Raw genomic sequence first — 16,536 nt, 5'->3', positions numbered from 1 at the left:
TTCAATTGCCGAGAACTGGCTGTCGATTCATGCAACCTAACCTCGCGTCATTCCCTGCCACGACAGGGAATCTATCGGCATCGGTTGAACGGCGGCTATGTGCCAAACTCGGTCCGTTAGCAATTGCTAATATACGATGATTTTTGAGGGCTAAAGTAACAGTATATTGTTATTCAAAAACTATTCTTAATTAACTGAAGAAAGGGCTGAACAGCGACGCTAAATAAAAAATAGGAACAAGACTATAAGCCAATAAACAGCCTGTAAAGCACACTTTTAAATCTGCTGTCTCATGACCATGCTTCGCCATTTTGAAGCCAACATAACTTGGGACAGGATATGTAAGCATGATTAAGAGAATAACCCAATTCGCTATATTTTTGTCTGAACCAGGTGCGTCAAAAATAAAAACGGACATAAATAAGGAAACTGGCCAAGCGATTATCGCGATAGCTGGTACTACAGCTAAAACCAATAACGGTATTGATAATGGATGGCTATGAGTTGGTTGCATGATTCCTTTTCTCTATGTCTCTAGCTCGCTCATTGAAGCCCCTGGCTGCTTATTCAAATTATCTGAACGTGCCGACAGACGCAAAAATTGAATTGCGGAAATTAACCAATAAGAAAGATTACATTCTCCACCAATTTAGCTCTTGGGTTTTATGATTGAAAAAAACGTTTATGGAGTCACATTCACCACCACTAATGTTTAAATCAAAACATATCCCCGTATCTTTATAGCCTTCGAACTCCTCACCAAATAATTCTTTTATTTGCTCAGAGCTAGATTCAAATTTTGAAAACTCTGGTTCCAGCCCACAAATAGCATCCTGTCTTGAGGACTGCCCTAAGCCGAATTGTAAGGAAGAGGTTGTATTATAAGCTGAGGATTTCACTTTGATTACGAAATCGTTAGATATCGTTCCGTAAAGCACTTGGTCTACCCTACCGTCACAATCAATATCTACTTCGTATACGGGGTCTTTTTGCCAAACTACTTTTTCAGCTAAAGCTGGTGTGTTCATTAGTATTGAAAGCATTAACGTAAAAGCCATAACCCTTTTCATGAAAATCCTTAATCTGAATGACTGCTGTTCGCTCGTTAGAGACATTAACCTTTTCAATCTATTAGCGTCAAATTTGTGTTAGAAACAGTCTGTCAGCCATTACCCTTTACCTGCGCAATTGAATATGAAAACGCTGGTAGCTGAAGTTCTTCACTCTTTTTCGTAAATTCAGTTTCAGTGAGGGGGCCGACTACATAATGCGAAGGATTGAAACGACCTGTTTTAGGGAATTCACGAGTATTGATGTAGAAGTAATTTATAATTGAGCGATTTCTTCGGGGGCGCTGTTTCGCAACTATGTATGTTTCATTCGCTCCTACTTCAAACACCGAAGCAGGAATTACATGCTCTAAAGTGCTGTCTGATCTTAAACTCGCATTCTCAGGAGAGTCCACAAATTCTAATGTAAAGCTACCACTTTTCCATAATAAAGGGTCATACATATCTGTGCATGATGCTAAACAACCAAGAATGATAAGTAGAAATGAGTGTAATAGCTTCATCATACTTCCCTAGTAGGCATAACCGTTTTTTGACCATAGTTGAGTGACTGCTGATCGCTCAACTCGGCCGATTATCGCTTAACTAAATTACCGGATAAGGCCGACCGACGCAAACTAGCTGTTGGCTAGTACACTATCTATTTTTGATGCCATTATTCGTTGATATTCTGTCTATACATAACTTTTTCCCCGGAAAAACTGTCATACAAAGCTTGATGCGAGGCGAGTGAGAAGGTATCCGTACGGGACTCATAATCTTTTATCCAATCAAGGAGCATTGGAAGATTCTCATCTTGCGCGAGTTTTGATGAATATTTATGGGGTTCCCACGGGCGTTGTTTCGCATTATCGATACAATCCTCGATACTGAGATTCAAAAAGATGGCTTTATCAGCATACGCCATTACGTATTCAATTAGATAAGAATAATACCAATCACTTTAAGTTTGTGCACAATTCAGAGTTAGGGCAGAGGTTCAGTTACAATATAGATTTTATTGATATAGTCATTCTATATTAATGAAATATAGGGCCGTTAATGGGCCTCTCACTAACTCCCTACGGGTGAGTTTTAAAGGCGTTTATCCTGCGTTATTGATTTTGGCTGATTTTGAGATAATGGAACGACCATTCTCTGCAATCAAAGCCTTGCCTAAAAGCCTTTAAATTCTCACTGAGTGAGCAATAATTTAATGTGATTGGTATATCAGCCTTCGATTACCCAGACTTTGTTGTTATCAATAAACTCATCGATTTTCGCAAAAGATTGTTCAAGAGGTTGCCGCGTTGGCGGATTGGTATTGTGCCAGGCAATTTCATCAAGATCGAAATGAGCTAACTCATATTTGCAAGCAAGTTTACGAGCCAAGGTAGATTTACCGGCTCCGGAATTACCAAAAATCACGATTCTACCCACTGTACTTCCTAATTCTATTTTAATGCGAAAAAACATAACCCTATGAGAATAGACTTTTCTAGAGATAGCAAAAAGGGACCTGTGTAACAGGTCCCTTTAATAGGTTTGACGGTTTAAATGCCAGTGAAATTAAAAGCTATATTTCGCTTTTATACCACCATTGATGCCCTGACCAATACCGAAACGTGTATAACCGGTATCGATAACCGCACCTTCGTAATACAACTCATCAGTAATGTTGTCTACGTAAGCACTAAACTGCCAGGAGTCAGAGTAGATGTTAGCAACCGCACCAAGCAACCCATAAGCATCTTGCTCTAGCAAGTCACTGCCGCCCATGAACTCATCACCAAAGGTTTCAGATTGCCATGCATAGGATAATTGCAGATCCATATCAATATCGCTGCTTAACGACCAGCTATAGCTACCGATAAAGGTAAATGTCGCTTCCGGTGCTGAAAGTTTTTGGCCAACGATAGATTCGCCTTCGGCACTTTCGCCTTCTTTAACTTCCGAATTTTGCAACGCGCTGGCAACAAACAAACGTAAGCTATCGGTCGGTGTCCAGGTTGCGTCTAACTCAACCCCTTTACCTTCAGCTTTACCGATGTTCTTAATAATCACACCACCAGCATTTGGGAAAGTCCCCTGAAAATCCGTGTAGTCGTAATAGTAAACACCAAGATTTACGGCAAGACTGCTATCGAAGAAATCACCTTTCATGCCGATTTCATAGCTATCTACAATCTCAGGATCGTAACTGGCTAAACTACTACCTTCTGGTAATTCGCCGCCATACAATTCCGACGCCCAAAACTCTTCATCAATACCATCAATGACGCCATCTGGCTCATAGTCAAACCATTCTTCATCGTCGTCAAAGCCGGTCCAGTCCATATAGTTAATATTGAACGCGAAGGTGTTAAAACCACCCGCTTTGTAACCACGGGAATAGTTTGCATAAACATTGATATCGTCGGTCAACTTATGATTAATCGCCAAACGAGGCGTAAACTCAGACCAATCTTTTTTATCATCAAGCCACTCGCCCGCTGTGTGAGCGCCAACTAACCAGTAATGTCCTAACCAGCCATCGGGTTCAGGCAAGTTAAGGCCGAATTCTTTTTCATCGTAGGAGTAACGAGCACCCAGCGTAATATCGGTGGAATCGGTAATCGCCCAAGTAATGTCACCATAGATGCCCCATCCCTGGTTTGTGCCGCGAGCAAATACTTCTTCACGCACACCCAGTTCACCACCACCAGGTGCGGGGATATCGCCATCGTCGACCATCATCTGAATTTCATCAGCATCATCGACAAAATCGAGCTCATACCAACCATCGACAAATAACTCATGACAATCGGCGTAATACGCGCCGGGATCAGAGGTGATGTCAGCTAACGATTCATCCCACTCTTCAAAGTAAGGCAGATACGAACAGAACGCATCATCGTCGTATTCGTTATAAAACTGTGAATCGATAGTCTCTTTATAGGCACTAACACCAACGAACCAGTAGATGTCTGAATCGTTGTCTGAGTTTAAGCGAAACTCCTGACTGACATATTCGGTATCATCGACTTGAGAATAGTTACCAAACGGCATTGCGGTGCCATCGTAATCTTCAACATAGTCCCAGGTGTAGTTTTTCATTGCCGTTTGAGAGGTGAAAATCACACTACCAAAGTCATGCTCAATATCTAACGTTAGCGCCGTAACTTCAGCCACATCACGACTATCTTTACCTAAATCGGTTTCAATCGCATCCGCCGGCCCTTCGGTCCATATTGAGCGATAAATACCGCCATCCATGTCTCGATCTTCATAGTTAGCGCTTAGGCGAACCATAGTATCGGCGCCTTCGTATTTTAAAATACCGCGCACGGCCGCAACATCACGGCCACGTAACTCGTCGCCAGCAAGGTTGTCGACATAGTTATCTTCAGACGCATAGTGTCCAGCGACGCGTAAAAATAGATTGTCACTTAAATTGGTATTGAATACACCGGTGACTTCCTGCAAATTATCGCTACCCAACGCACCTTCAATGCTACCTTCCGTACCATCAACTGCATCGTTGGAATAAATACTGATTGCACCCGATGCGGCGTTGCGACCAAACAGTGTCCCTTGCGGACCTTTGGTAACTTCTACACGGGAAATATCGAAAAACGAGCCTAATGCACCGCCGCTGCGACCTTGATAAACGCCGTCAAAATACAAGCCAATAGAAGGATCACCACCAATACCGTAATCCTGAGTTACAATGCCACGGATACCAATCGTATCAACAAAGCTATCATTACTGGTACCGCCATTAAGGCCAGGAGTAAACTTGGACAAAGCAACCGCATTATCGATGTTGTAATCGTCAATAAAATTTTCATTAAACGCACTGACTGAAACCGGTACTTCTTTTAACGTTTGTGCACGTTTTTGAGTGACAACAATGACTTCATAGTCATCTTCTTTGCTGGCCTCTTCTGCATACGACACCGACGTGGTAAAAAACGATGCTACGGCTAAAGCAAGTAAGGATTTACGATGGTTCATAAACTACGACTTCCCTAAATTAAAAAGCGATTATTCTTATTGTTTAAATGAGCAATAAATTATGATTATTTTTTCGTCATTTGCATTCGATAATACACGCCGCGTAAAATAAATCAAACAGTAATGTAAAATTATCGTGAATTTTTATCACGGTAAAATTTTATTCATTCGTGTTGAACAACCAAGGTGCAATCATGCACCTTAACGGTTAGGAAATGTCTCTGAAATAGCCATGTAAAGCGGAATCAGACAAACAAAAAAAGGAAGCAATGCTTCCTTTTTTTGTTTCATTTATCAGGCTTAAGATGGCTTACAATTTGATCCAGGTCGCCTTTACTTCGGTGTATTTACTGAACGCATGTAGGGATTTATCACGACCATTACCTGATTGTTTATAACCACCAAACGGTGCTGTCATATCGCCGCCATCCCACTGGTTAACCCAGACAGAACCTGCTCGCAGGGCTTTTGCAACGCGATGACCTTTGGACAAGTTACTGGTCCAAACGCCAGCCGCAAGTCCGTATTCAGAGTCGTTGGCAATCTCAATGGCTTCTTCCATGGTTTCAAAACTGATTATCGACAAAACGGGGCCGAAAATTTCTTGTTGCGCGATATCCATGTCATTGGAAATATTATCAAAAACCGTCGGTTCGATATAAAAACCATTGGCAACGGGTTCGATGGCGTTGCCACCCTGACATAAGCTCCCGCCTTGTTGCTGTGCCTGTTCAATAAAACCTAACACCCGGGTTTGTTGTGATTGATCAACAATGGCGCCGACATTAGTGTTTGGATCAAGCGGATTGCCCGGTTGCCATTGCTTGGTTGCCGCAATGACTTTGGCGACAAATTCATCTTTGATACTCGATTCCACTAATAAACGCGAGCCTGCCGTGCAGACCTCACCCTGGTTAAAGCAAATGGCACCAGCTGCAGCGGCCGCGGCCTGATCAAGATCAGGTGCATCGGCAAACACGATATTTGGGCTTTTGCCACCCGCTTCTGTCCAAACCCGTTTCATATTGGATTGACCGGCATAGATAAATAATTGTTTAGCCACGGCGGTAGAGCCAGTAAAAACCAGAGTATCGACATCATTATGCAAGGCTAGCGCTTTACCTATGGTATGGCCAAAACCCGGCAATACATTAAACACCCCATCAGGGATCCCAGCTTGTGTTGCCAACGCTGCAAGCTTTATTGCCGTTAACGGTGATTTTTCAGACGGTTTTAGAATGACACTGTTACCCGTAGCCAACGCTGGTGCGAGTTTCCAACAAGCCATCACTAATGGAAAGTTCCAGGGCACGATTGCTGCGACAACACCAACGGGTTCATGGGTCACCATACCCAATTCATTTTCAGCGCTTGGGGCGACTTCATCATAAACTTTATCAATCGCTTCGGCGGTCCAACGCAGACAGCGCAATGCTCCCTGAATATCGACGTTGATAGAATCACTGATAGGCTTACCCATATCCAGGGTCTCCAGCAATGCCAACTCGTCACCATGTTGTTCAACCAAATCGGCAAATTTTTGCAAAATTAGTTTGCGCTTGGCAGGAGGGAAACGGCGCCAGTCACCGGAATCGAAAGCTTTTCGCGCGCAAGCCACAGCGACATCGGCATCCGCCTGGCCACAAGCACTGACGTTTGCCAGATGCCTGCCATCGATAGGACTCAAACAATCAAACTGCTCGCCACTGGCTGCCTGCTGATACTTGCCATTGATATAAGCACGGCCTTCAATCACCAACTGTTCGGCTTTATCTTGCCAATATGCCAGACTATTATCGTTCATTATCTACTCCAACGGATTAACGGAAGGCTTCCCGAAAATATTCCAATTCGTTAAATTTAACAGATAAACTACATAAGCAGGGTTTATAATTCAATATATTTTACATTATCAGCTTTATTATTCAGATTAATTGACATTGATCCGATATTTTGTTCAAAATATACAACACTTAATTCGTCCTCCTTTAATAAAGGTATGTATGTCTCATAATCCTGCATCTCAATATCCCGATTCTTATTACGCCGCCAGTAGCTCGCGACATAAAGACTACCCTTCCCTACAAGAATCTATACAGGCCGACATCTGTGTTGTCGGGGGCGGATATAGTGGTCTGGCTACGGCAATCTCCCTGCAGGAAAAAGGGTATAAGGTTGTCCTCCTCGAGGCGGCGAAAATCGGGTTTGGCGCTTCGGGACGAAACGGTGGGCAGCTCGTTAACAGCTTTAGCCGGGATATCGATCACATTGAGAAACAATATGGTAAAGACACGGCTTCTGCCATGGGTGCAATGGCTTTTGAGGGTGCCGAGATTATTCGCGGTCTGATTGACAAATACCAACTTGATGTGGATTACCAGCACGGTGGTTTCTTTGCGGCCTTTACCGACAAACAAATGGATGAACTTGCTGCAAAGAAGGCGCTATGGGAGCGTTTTGGCAATCAAAAATTGCGACTGGTTGATAAACAAGAGATGGCTAAAATCGTCAATACCGACGCCTATGTTGGTGGACTTGTTGATGAGCACTGCGGCCATATTCACCCGCTTAAACTGGCTCTGGAAGAAGCCAGGGCATTTACCGATATCGGCGGTATCATTTTCGAAGACTCGAAAGTCATAGAGATCAAACATGCCGATGGCGATAAGTTAAGCGAAGTGATCACCGGCAAAGGCCGTGTTCACGCCAAAAAACTGGTACTCGCGGGTAATGCCTATATGGGCAACCTGGAGCCAAAACTGGCACGCAAATCTATGCCGTGCGGAACGCAAATCATTACCACCGAAGTATTGCCACAGTCACTGGCAGAGCAGTTAATCCCTTCGCGTTACTGCATCGAAGATATGAATTATAAACTCGACTACTATCGATTAACCGCAGACAACCGGTTGTTATTCGGGGGTGGCGTTACCTACGGCGGTGGCGATCCGGCAAGCATTGAGAAGTACCTGCGACCTCGATTTGAATCGGTATTTCCGCAGTTAAAAGGCATCAAAATCGATTATGCCTGGGGCGGTGACTTTCTGTTGACCTTGAGTCGATTGCCACAATTGGGAAAAATTGGTGATAACACTTATTACGCTCAGGGTTATAGCGGTCATGGGGTTAATACCTCGCATCTTTCAGGGCGGATACTGGCAGAGGCCATCGATGGTGAGACTCGTCGATTTGAGGTGTTTACATCGCTACCGCACTATCCATTCCCGGGTGGCAGAATGATGCGCGTGCCCTTTACTAAACTTGGTGCCTGGTATTATGGCGTGCGAGACAAGCTAGGCTGGTAAATATCACCGACAAAAAAGCCAGCGTTAACGCTGGCTTTTTTGTCGGCTTTTCATTAATCGTCAAGTTCAGCGTTATGATAGATGTTTTGCACATCATCACTGTCATTGAGCATATTGATGAATTTTTCAAAATTAGCCAAATCCTCTTCACCACTGATGCTGGTGTAAGTTTGTGGAACCCAGGTAATTTCTTCCATTTCAAAATTAATATCCGGGAACGCTTCGCTAAGTGCGGTTTTAGCTTTAAAGAATTCGGTGTGCGGTGCAAATACCGTCATCATACCGTCTTCGTTTTCGATATCGGTCACATCAACATCAGCCATCATCAGAGCTTCTAATACGGCTTCTTCATCATCATTTTTGAAAGAGAACAGTGCCTGATGATCGAACATGTGGGCTGCAGATCCTGGACCACCGATTTTAGAATCGGTTTTGGTGAATGCCTGGCGCACATCTTTGATGGTTCGGTTGGTGTTATCGGTTAGACAATCAACGATGACCATACAGCCACCGGGACCAAAACCTTCATAGCGAGCGGTTTCATAATTCTCACCGCCGCCACCTTTGGCTTTATCGATGGCTTTATCAATGACATGTGTTGGTACCTGGTCTTTCTTGGCTTTCTCGATTAAACGACGGAGTGCCAGGTTACCATCAGGGTCTACGCCACCATTTTTCGCGCAAACATAAATTTCTTTACCGTATTTGGAATAAACCTTGGTTTTTTGCCCCTGGGTTTTTGCCATAGATTCTTTACGGTTTTGAAATGCTCTACCCATATTTCTGTGCTCATTCTTTTATCAGTCAGTATTGCGGTTAATTTTATCAGGAGTCGTACAAAAAGTGCCAGTAAAAATCCCCAAGGCAAAAGGAATTGCCGGTAATTATACCAATCCCATTAAATTATTGCTCACTCAGTTAGAATTTAGAGGCTTTTAGACAAGGCTTTGATTGCAGAGAATGGTTATTCCATTATCTCAAAGTCGGCCAAAATCAGTAATGCAGGATAAATGCCTTTAAAACTCACCCGTAGGGAGTTAGTGAGAGGCCCATTTACTGCCCTATATTTCATTAATATAGAATGACTATATCAACGAAATCTATGTTGTAACTGAACCTCTGCCCTAACTCTGAGTTGTGCACAAACTTAATGGGATTGGTATTATCCTAACAAAATCGGCCAATATGGATAATGGGCGGTAAATGGCGAGGAAAATAGCACACCATTCTTCGAAGCAACGCTTTGGAGATTGTGGAGAATAGTCGAACAACCTACATTTCTAACATTGAGACTGGTGTAAGCAAAAGGCGATGTCTCCATCGCCTTTATCGGGTATTGCAACCTTGCTAAAAGCTATTAGACCGATTCTTCAGTCTTTGTTTTTTTTGAAAAGGCTTTCTTCAGCAATGCCCCAATGCCGATAAGAATAAAAATACCGAACTTTTTAAAGAACATAATCGCCGCAGCGATAAGGCCAGTTTTAGCCAGAACTTTACCGGCAACCAACGCGCCGACGCCATAAGCGGCTACTTCATCGATATCCGGATCAAAATCGGCATATCGAGCGCCTTGATCAAATTCCGCCATTGCTAATACGGATGGCAGGTTATTATTAATAATGTCTTTTTGTTCCATTGCCGCAATAAAGTTAAGGATTAGCACGCCTTTACGACCCAAAACACGGATGTTGTAATTCAGGGTGTTTTGCTCGTAACCGTCCACATTTAATTCTTTGGCCCAATACAACTTGTTGGTGTCCTGGTCATAATACGGGGTACTTGCCCAACCAACCAGGTGCATCGCCGGATAACCAGCAGCAACGCGCTCTTCGTTAACCGCTTCGGTATCTTCCTGCATTTGCGTTAATAGCTCAGCATAATCAATCTCGTGGGCATCTTCATCCGAGACATAGCCGTCTTCGGAAAATTCAATGGTGACCGCCCAGGATTCGGCATCAAATGGTGTTAGACCGGCCGGTAACAGCATACCCAGAACCGATTCACTAGGAGGATTACCCCAAATATCTTCTAACACAACCCGAGCATCTTTCTGATTCAGAAAATAATACTGCTCTGGAACCGTAAGGGTTGCCCCTGCATCGGCAATTTCAACCACACCGGTCGTCGGTGTTAAGGATTCCAAGGTTTGCTCTGCCCAAAGCTGATATTGTTCTTCTTCACTTAACTCAACCGATTCCAATGTTTGTGGTTCAACAATGGCCTGTGCATCAACGGTTGGTGTGCTTGCGGATTGCTCTGGATTGAAGGCAAAGGCGCTGGCATTAAATAAACCTAAAGCCGTCACTAATGCAAAATATCCCATAATATTGTTTTTCATAGTCTTCCTTGTTACATACGTCTTTTTTATCGTTAATTATGTCGTTTTATGTGGTTTGTTTCACGATTTTGGCAAAATCGCTGAGTAATATTTTGGCATCTACGCTTGGCACTTCACCAACATTGATTTCCGGTTTAAATATTGCCTGGATTTGTCCCTTTGGATTAATCAGCACAATCGATGCACTGTGATTCACCAAGTAGTTTTCTTTGCTCATATCGTCGGTAATCGAATACATAAGGCCGAGATTTCTGGAGAATGGAAACAGCACATCGTGTTCGGCTCGCAGGGCGATAAACTCTTTATTGAAGTAATTGATATAATTATTGAGGCGTTGCTGGCTATCGCGGCGTGGATCGGCACTTACCAGTAAAACTTGTACCGGATCATTGGCGGCCTTGTTTAGGTTGGCATAAACGTAGTTCAATTCCTGCAAAGTCACGGGGCAGACATCCGGGCAGGATGTATAACCGAAAAAGACCAATGACCATTTACCATTAAGTTGCTCATTAGCGAACTCGTCACCGTTATGATCGGTCATGACAAACGGCAAAATGCTGCGAGGTTGCTGATACACCAGTGCCTGTTCAACCTGCTGGCTCTGGCTATAAACCTGATATAAAACCAAACCAATCGCAGCGGCAACAATGGCCAGAATAATCAAAATAAATTTTTGCATAAATGAAACCTTTAACAACGGAACAGTTTCTGTTTTATCTCACGAACCTGTCAGTTTTTTTATTGCCGAGGGCTTATAACGGCAGTAAATAATGATCCGCTAACAGAACCACAAACAATACCATTAAATGAATAATGGAGAAACGGAAGGTTTGCATCGCCGTGTCTTTCTCGGCATTGAATTTTAACTTCCATGCGTACCCTAGAAAAATCAAATTCAGCGTCACTGCCCCTATCAGATATAGCCAATTACTCATTTCCACTAAATAAGGAATAAGACCGACAATAAACAGTAATACCGTATAAAGCAGTATCTGGGTTTTGGTGAAATTGATGCCATGGGTGACCGGCAACATCGGAATGTTCACTTTCGCGTAATCATCCCGGCGGTGAATCGCCAGAGCCCAAAAATGTGGTGGGGTCCAGGTAAATACCAATAACACGAGTAGCAATGCATGGGGATGGATCTCATTGGTTACCGACGTCCATCCCAATAAGGGAGGGATCGCTCCGGCTAATCCACCTATGGTAATGTTTTGTGGCGTAGCCCGTTTTAGGTACATGGTATAAATGACCGAATAGCCCACTAATCCTGAAAGCGTTAACCAAGCGGTCAGAGGGTTGACCCAAGCATAAAGCATAAAAAAACCAATCACGCTTAAGGTTGCGGTAAATATGATGGCTTTAGTGGTTGTAATTCTGCCATTGGGAAGAGGTCGATGGCTGGTACGTGCCATTTTCGCATCGATTTGTTGGTCAACGATGTGGTTAATCGCCGCAGAAGCGGAGGATAACAACCAGATCCCGGCAATACTCGGCACCATAATTTGCCATGGGATCGCCCCTGGCATTGCCATGCACATACCAACCAGCGCCGTTAATACCAGTAAAGCGACCACTCGCGGCTTGGTTATCTCATAATATTCTCGCCACAATGGGGCTTGCGCTTTTTCAACAACGGGTTCGGCAACAACAGCTTTGGTGTTGGCTTCAGTAACGATTTCAGACATAAGCATTCTCCGGACGAGATTTAAGGGAATAGGTAATGGTGATAAGAGCCAACATCAACAAAGCGGCGACGACATTGTGGGCAACCGCGACGGCCAACGGCAGAGAAAAGACGACATTGGACACGCCCAGAGCGACCTGAATGATTAAAATCAACCCCATAACCGCTGCGGATTTCTTTAATCCGGCGGATCGCGCTTTAAAAAATAACGTCAATGCTAACCAGGCCAAATATATCAGCGTGATCATCGCGCCAATACGATGCATCGCATGGATGGTAATACGCTCAGCCGCTCCCAGATGACCAAACTCATAAGTTTCTCGCTCAGGTGGGATCAGCTGGAATGATTCGCTAAAGGTTAATTGCGTCATCCAGCCATCATGGCAAACCGGAAGTTCCTGGCAGACTAAGGCGGCATAATTGGATGATGTCCATCCACCAAGGGCAATTTGCAACGTCAGAATAACGATGCCAATAAAGGCAAATGGGGTGTAACGAGTCAGCGACGCATCCATCGAACGATCGTTGACCTTACTCACCCGAAGCAATAATAAATAGAGTAAACACAAGGTCAGGAATCCACCCAGAAGATGCCCCATGACGATAATTGGCATTAGTTTTAATGTGACCGTCCAGGCGCCAAGCGCGGCCTGAAAGATAACTACGCCTAACATCAGCAAAGGCAAATACAGCGGGCCTCCCTGGTCACGGTTTTTAAACGACAAGATAAAAATTAACCCAATCAATAATCCAAGGGTTCCGGCAAAATAGCGATGGATCATTTCGTTCCAGGCTTTAGCCGGTTCCACCGGTCGTTCCGGAAACGCCATTTCGGCTTTAGCGATTTGTGTTTCAGTTTGGGGAACATCTATTAAACCATAACAACCTGGCCAGTCTGGACAGCCAAGTCCGGCGTCGGTCAAGCGTGTGAATGCACCAAGAGAAATAACCCCAAGGGCCAGGATCAGAGTGAATATGATCAAAGGTTTATTATTCTGCATACGTCTTTCCTTTGCGATAATTTATGGTTTATCTAGGCGTTGAGCATCTATCCGATGCGCGAATACTTAAGCAATTTACGCATATCCGACAGTAAATCTTTGGAAAACTGTTTAAACTGTTGTTCGGTTTCCGGGCGAGGATAAATCATCATGACATTACCCAGAGGATCAGCAATATAGATTTGACTAGGCAGGACTCTGAGTTTTGCCTGCAGTGAGGATGCTTGTATCTGCCAATGCTGCTGATTCAAACGGGTGATCAATGCCTGATGGGTACCGACCGGATCCATAACCACAGGCGTGACTCTTGGTGTTTCACGCCCCAGAGCAAGATAGGACTGATTGATGGAAAACAGCGTTTGGTCGCATTTTTCGTCACAGGTTTGCGGTAATCCGTAGATAATCAACCACTGTTTGTCGATGGCATCGGTATTGACACCAAGTTCGGTGAGATCCAAAGGCTGATCTAATAATGCGCCCTGGTTCGTTACTCCTTCATTAAACCACTGGTTGGTCAAGGCAAGCTTGGCGAGAATCACTGGCACGACGAAGACCCCAATAACGAGAACCAGACTGAGACGAGATTTGGATTTATCGGTTACGCTCATGTTCACTTCCTTTGTTCTTTTTTATTTTTGTTTTTATGGGCAGCCCAGGCCATCAACGTTAAAAATGCGATTGCCAGAGTAAACCATTGCCAGGCATATCCCCGGTGCTTTGCAGGAGGCATGACAATGGGGTGCCAGTTCTTTTTATAACCAATTGTGACATCAGGGTCGAGATAAATAACCACGGGCGCCAGGTTAATTTTTAAATGTCTGGCGATGGCTTCAGGTTCAATATGCTGAACCCGTTGCGGCCAGATGTTGTTATAAGTCTGGTCGATATGAAATAGCGGAGCTTCAACTACTCGAACATGGCCGCTAAACGTCTGCAATCCTTTAATGGGCGCTATCTCAGGTATGATGGTTCGATCAATACTACCCGGGAGCCAACCTAAATTAACTAAGATGTTCTGTTTGCTTAATGTATCCTGAAAAGGCACAAACACACGATAGCCGGTTTTGCCATTATCGGTTTGGTTGTCGAGCAGGAATATCTGCGAAAGAAATTCTCCAGATAGGTGAACAGGTAAATCATTGAGCAATTCCGGCGATTGTCGATAATCGATTTGTGCCAGGCTCAAAGGTTGAGATACAGACAGTTCCTGCATCCGTTGCAGCCGTTCAAATTTTTCATCGGCGCGTTGCCATTGCCATAAACCAAGCTTGATTAATGATGAAAATACCAGCAAGGTAAATATTACCCATGGCCAACGCCAGTGACTGACAACTGCAAAGGGCGACTGTATGTGTTCGTGTTTGGATTTAACTGACTCTGCCATTACTACTTCAAATTAAAACAACTACAAATGGAGGTATCTTGGATACGTTATTTAAAATATTAATTGTGGTGTTACTTATCACCATGATTTACAACTTGGTTCGAGCTATGCGCCTGATGGTGAAAAAGCCCCAGGGACAAGAAAAAATGTCTAAATTTATTGGTCGCCGAGTTGTGTTCTCAGCGCTAATTATCGCGTTAATTCTGCTAGGGTTGGCGACGGGCATTATTACCCCAAACCCGCGCCCTTTCTAAACGGTTGGGGCTAAGCCCCAACCATCTAACTTTCGTCTTTTTGACTTAAAGGATGTAAACAAAAACGAAAAGTAATACCCATACCACATCAACAAAGTGCCAGTACCAACTGGTAGCTTGAAAAGCAAAGTGATTCTCAGGAGTAAAGTGGCCTTTCATCACCCGCAAAAACATAACGATTAGCATGATAGTACCTAAGGTTACGTGCATACCATGGAAGCCGGTAAGCATATAAAAGGTATTACCGTAAATACCGCTAGCCAGTGTTAAGTCCAGGTCTGCATAGGCATGTTGATATTCCACGACTTGTAATATTAAAAATACGGAACCAAGTAAAATGGTGCTAGCCAACCAAAACTTTAACGATGCGCGTTTATTGTTTTCTAACGCCACGTGGGCAAAATGCGCAGTAACGGACGAGGTTAAGAGCAAAATGGTATTGATCAGGGGTAATCCATACCAACCCATGCCGGTGGTTGTGCTGCCATCAGGTGTTTTGATCAAAGGCCAGGCAGCCTGAAATTCGGGCCATAAGACATTCCAGGTTTCATAGTTGTTGCCCTCACCGCCAAGCCAGGGCACCGACAACATACGAGCATAAAATAACGCTCCGAAGAATGCCGCGAAAAACATGACTTCCGAGAAGATAAACCAACTCATACCCTGGCGAAATGATGCGTCCATTTGCGCGGAGTACTTGCCGGCCATAGATTCATTGATGACATTGCTAAACCAGCCAAACATCATATAAACAATCAACGCGATACCAGCTAGCAGGATGTAACCACCCACACCTTCCCCGGTATCCAGATTCGCCACATAGCTACCTGCGCCTATGGCGATTAAAAATAGTGCTAGTGCACCAACGATGGGCCAGTGACTTTGCTCCGGCACATAATACGTTTCGTAATCTTTATTTGACATAAGATTTCCTTCGTTCCTGTAAGCCCTGCATTACCTGATTTCAATTAAGAACCGATACTCGCCGTAATGTCATACAAGGTGTACGACAAGGTTAGCTCGGTCATCTCTTCAGGTAAGTCCGGATCGACATAAAACTGCAATGGCATCCAGATATCTTCATTTGCCTGCAACGGCTGCTGGTTAAAACAGAAACATTCAATTTTCTGAAAATAATTAGCAGCTTGGCCCGGTGATACAGAGGGCACGGCTTGTGCGACTGCATTGGCTCCGGTGTTGTTTTTGGCGTAAAACTTCACAAACTTCATTTCACCCGGGTGAACCTGGATGGAATTCATTTCAGGTTCAAATTGCCAGGCTGCGTTTTTCGCCGTGCGGCTAATAAACTGCACCGTAATGGTACGACTTTCATCGATTCCATCGGCCTGATAAGTGGTCGCCTCAGTGGCGGTCTTACCATTTAAACCCGTTACTTCACAAAACACGTCATAAAGGGGCACCAGAGCAAAACCAAAGGCAAACATGGCGACAACTGTCATACACAGTTTGGCGACGGACTTCCTAATTTGCGGTTGTTGTTGCTCTGACATAAATCCCTCTT

The 16,536-nt window shown here is 44.0% G+C and carries 18 protein-coding genes; 2 read left to right on the top strand and 16 right to left on the bottom strand.

The window, feature by feature from the left end:
* Positions 1 to 190: 190 nt before the first annotated feature.
* The 7 genes from ACHUFQ_RS05995 to ACHUFQ_RS05965 form a co-directional block, all read right to left on the bottom strand.
* Positions 191 to 514 (bottom strand): hypothetical protein, encoded by a 324-nt coding sequence (locus ACHUFQ_RS05995; protein ID WP_138321657.1) that lies wholly within the window; start codon positions 512 to 514, stop codon positions 191 to 193.
* A gap of 118 nt (positions 515 to 632) precedes the next feature.
* Positions 633 to 1,070 (bottom strand): hypothetical protein, encoded by a 438-nt coding sequence (locus tag ACHUFQ_RS05990; protein WP_394173902.1) that lies wholly within the window; start codon positions 1,068 to 1,070, stop codon positions 633 to 635.
* Positions 1,071 to 1,162: 92 nt separating this feature from the next.
* Positions 1,163 to 1,573: a hypothetical protein gene (locus ACHUFQ_RS05985; protein WP_394173900.1), complete on the bottom strand. Its 411-nt coding sequence runs from the start codon at positions 1,571 to 1,573 to the stop codon at positions 1,163 to 1,165.
* Positions 1,574 to 1,725: 152 nt separating this feature from the next.
* Positions 1,726 to 1,977 carry a hypothetical protein gene (locus tag ACHUFQ_RS05980; protein ID WP_394173899.1) on the bottom strand — a complete coding sequence of 84 codons (252 nt, stop codon included), beginning with the start codon at positions 1,975 to 1,977 and terminating at the stop codon, positions 1,726 to 1,728.
* A 302-nt stretch (positions 1,978 to 2,279) separates the two neighbouring features.
* A complete protein-coding gene (locus ACHUFQ_RS05975; RefSeq protein ID WP_394173897.1) occupies positions 2,280 to 2,489 on the bottom strand; it encodes a shikimate kinase in 210 nt (69 codons plus the stop codon).
* 129 nt (positions 2,490 to 2,618) lie between these two features.
* Entirely contained in the window at positions 2,619 to 5,045 is a 2,427-nt protein-coding gene (locus tag ACHUFQ_RS05970) for a TonB-dependent receptor (protein WP_394173895.1), read from the bottom strand.
* 310 nt (positions 5,046 to 5,355) lie between these two features.
* A complete protein-coding gene (locus tag ACHUFQ_RS05965; RefSeq protein ID WP_394173893.1) occupies positions 5,356 to 6,849 on the bottom strand; it encodes an aldehyde dehydrogenase in 1,494 nt (497 codons plus the stop codon).
* A gap of 199 nt (positions 6,850 to 7,048) precedes the next feature.
* On the opposite strand from ACHUFQ_RS05965, the gene ACHUFQ_RS05960 reads away from it, so the two are divergent.
* The gene (locus ACHUFQ_RS05960; protein ID WP_394173892.1) at positions 7,049 to 8,350 is read left to right on the top strand and encodes an NAD(P)/FAD-dependent oxidoreductase; all 1,302 of its coding nucleotides are present in this window, start codon (positions 7,049 to 7,051) and stop codon (positions 8,348 to 8,350) included.
* A 53-nt stretch (positions 8,351 to 8,403) separates the two neighbouring features.
* Here ACHUFQ_RS05960 and ACHUFQ_RS05955 read toward each other — a convergent pair whose 3' ends face one another.
* From ACHUFQ_RS05955 to ACHUFQ_RS05925, 7 genes are all read right to left on the bottom strand, one after another.
* Positions 8,404 to 9,129, bottom strand: a complete 726-nt coding sequence (locus ACHUFQ_RS05955; RefSeq protein WP_394173890.1) for a YebC/PmpR family DNA-binding transcriptional regulator — start codon at positions 9,127 to 9,129, stop codon at positions 8,404 to 8,406.
* Between the two features lie 578 nt (positions 9,130 to 9,707).
* A complete protein-coding gene (locus tag ACHUFQ_RS05950; RefSeq protein ID WP_394173888.1) occupies positions 9,708 to 10,688 on the bottom strand; it encodes a DUF2167 domain-containing protein in 981 nt (326 codons plus the stop codon).
* A 46-nt stretch (positions 10,689 to 10,734) separates the two neighbouring features.
* Complete coding sequence (locus ACHUFQ_RS05945; protein ID WP_394173886.1) at positions 10,735 to 11,367, bottom strand: SCO family protein; 633 nt, start codon at positions 11,365 to 11,367, stop codon at positions 10,735 to 10,737.
* A gap of 73 nt (positions 11,368 to 11,440) precedes the next feature.
* Positions 11,441 to 12,376 carry a heme o synthase gene (gene cyoE, locus ACHUFQ_RS05940; RefSeq protein ID WP_394173884.1) on the bottom strand — a complete coding sequence of 312 codons (936 nt, stop codon included), beginning with the start codon at positions 12,374 to 12,376 and terminating at the stop codon, positions 11,441 to 11,443.
* A complete protein-coding gene (locus ACHUFQ_RS05935) occupies positions 12,369 to 13,376 on the bottom strand; it encodes a COX15/CtaA family protein (RefSeq protein ID WP_394173882.1) in 1,008 nt (335 codons plus the stop codon). The genes cyoE and ACHUFQ_RS05935 overlap by 8 nt, the downstream gene beginning before the upstream one ends.
* Before the next feature lie 47 nt (positions 13,377 to 13,423).
* Positions 13,424 to 13,984, bottom strand: coding sequence for a hypothetical protein (locus tag ACHUFQ_RS05930; RefSeq protein WP_394173880.1), 561 nt, complete (start codon positions 13,982 to 13,984; stop codon positions 13,424 to 13,426).
* Positions 13,985 to 13,986: 2 nt separating this feature from the next.
* Positions 13,987 to 14,760: an SURF1 family protein gene (locus ACHUFQ_RS05925; RefSeq protein WP_394173878.1), complete on the bottom strand. Its 774-nt coding sequence runs from the start codon at positions 14,758 to 14,760 to the stop codon at positions 13,987 to 13,989.
* Between the two features lie 38 nt (positions 14,761 to 14,798).
* Between ACHUFQ_RS05925 and ACHUFQ_RS05920 the strand changes: the two genes are divergently transcribed.
* Entirely contained in the window at positions 14,799 to 15,014 is a 216-nt protein-coding gene (locus tag ACHUFQ_RS05920) for a DUF2909 domain-containing protein (RefSeq protein ID WP_212744502.1), read from the top strand.
* A gap of 45 nt (positions 15,015 to 15,059) precedes the next feature.
* On the opposite strand, the gene ACHUFQ_RS05915 is transcribed toward ACHUFQ_RS05920, so the two are convergent.
* A complete protein-coding gene (locus ACHUFQ_RS05915; RefSeq protein WP_394173875.1) occupies positions 15,060 to 15,938 on the bottom strand; it encodes a cytochrome c oxidase subunit 3 in 879 nt (292 codons plus the stop codon).
* A 44-nt stretch (positions 15,939 to 15,982) separates the two neighbouring features.
* Complete coding sequence (locus ACHUFQ_RS05910; RefSeq protein WP_394173873.1) at positions 15,983 to 16,525, bottom strand: cytochrome c oxidase assembly protein; 543 nt, start codon at positions 16,523 to 16,525, stop codon at positions 15,983 to 15,985.
* Positions 16,526 to 16,536 lie beyond the last annotated feature (11 nt).

This window comes from Thalassotalea litorea (assembly GCF_043642205.1).
Taxonomy (GTDB): Bacteria; Pseudomonadota; Gammaproteobacteria; order Enterobacterales; family Alteromonadaceae; genus Thalassotalea_A; species Thalassotalea_A litorea.
This window is presented reverse-complemented; position numbering and strand designations above follow the sequence as displayed.

Coding starts and splice junctions, on each gene's coding strand:
- ACHUFQ_RS05995 (WP_138321657.1), bottom strand. CDS start 514: ATGCAACCAACTCATAGCCATCCATTATCAATACCGTTATTGGTTTTA.
- ACHUFQ_RS05990 (WP_394173902.1), bottom strand. CDS start 1,070: ATGAAAAGGGTTATGGCTTTTACGTTAATGCTTTCAATACTAATGAAC.
- ACHUFQ_RS05985 (WP_394173900.1), bottom strand. CDS start 1,573: ATGAAGCTATTACACTCATTTCTACTTATCATTCTTGGTTGTTTAGCA.
- ACHUFQ_RS05980 (WP_394173899.1), bottom strand. CDS start 1,977: ATGGCGTATGCTGATAAAGCCATCTTTTTGAATCTCAGTATCGAGGAT.
- ACHUFQ_RS05970 (WP_394173895.1), bottom strand. CDS start 5,045: ATGAACCATCGTAAATCCTTACTTGCTTTAGCCGTAGCATCGTTTTTT.
- ACHUFQ_RS05965 (WP_394173893.1), bottom strand. CDS start 6,849: ATGAACGATAATAGTCTGGCATATTGGCAAGATAAAGCCGAACAGTTG.
- ACHUFQ_RS05960 (WP_394173892.1), top strand. CDS start 7,049: ATGTCTCATAATCCTGCATCTCAATATCCCGATTCTTATTACGCCGCC.
- ACHUFQ_RS05955 (WP_394173890.1), bottom strand. CDS start 9,129: ATGGGTAGAGCATTTCAAAACCGTAAAGAATCTATGGCAAAAACCCAG.
- ACHUFQ_RS05950 (WP_394173888.1), bottom strand. CDS start 10,688: ATGAAAAACAATATTATGGGATATTTTGCATTAGTGACGGCTTTAGGT.
- ACHUFQ_RS05945 (WP_394173886.1), bottom strand. CDS start 11,367: ATGCAAAAATTTATTTTGATTATTCTGGCCATTGTTGCCGCTGCGATT.
- cyoE (WP_394173884.1), bottom strand. CDS start 12,376: ATGTCTGAAATCGTTACTGAAGCCAACACCAAAGCTGTTGTTGCCGAA.
- ACHUFQ_RS05935 (WP_394173882.1), bottom strand. CDS start 13,376: ATGCAGAATAATAAACCTTTGATCATATTCACTCTGATCCTGGCCCTT.
- ACHUFQ_RS05930 (WP_394173880.1), bottom strand. CDS start 13,984: ATGAGCGTAACCGATAAATCCAAATCTCGTCTCAGTCTGGTTCTCGTT.
- ACHUFQ_RS05925 (WP_394173878.1), bottom strand. CDS start 14,760: ATGGCAGAGTCAGTTAAATCCAAACACGAACACATACAGTCGCCCTTT.
- ACHUFQ_RS05915 (WP_394173875.1), bottom strand. CDS start 15,938: ATGTCAAATAAAGATTACGAAACGTATTATGTGCCGGAGCAAAGTCAC.
- ACHUFQ_RS05910 (WP_394173873.1), bottom strand. CDS start 16,525: ATGTCAGAGCAACAACAACCGCAAATTAGGAAGTCCGTCGCCAAACTG.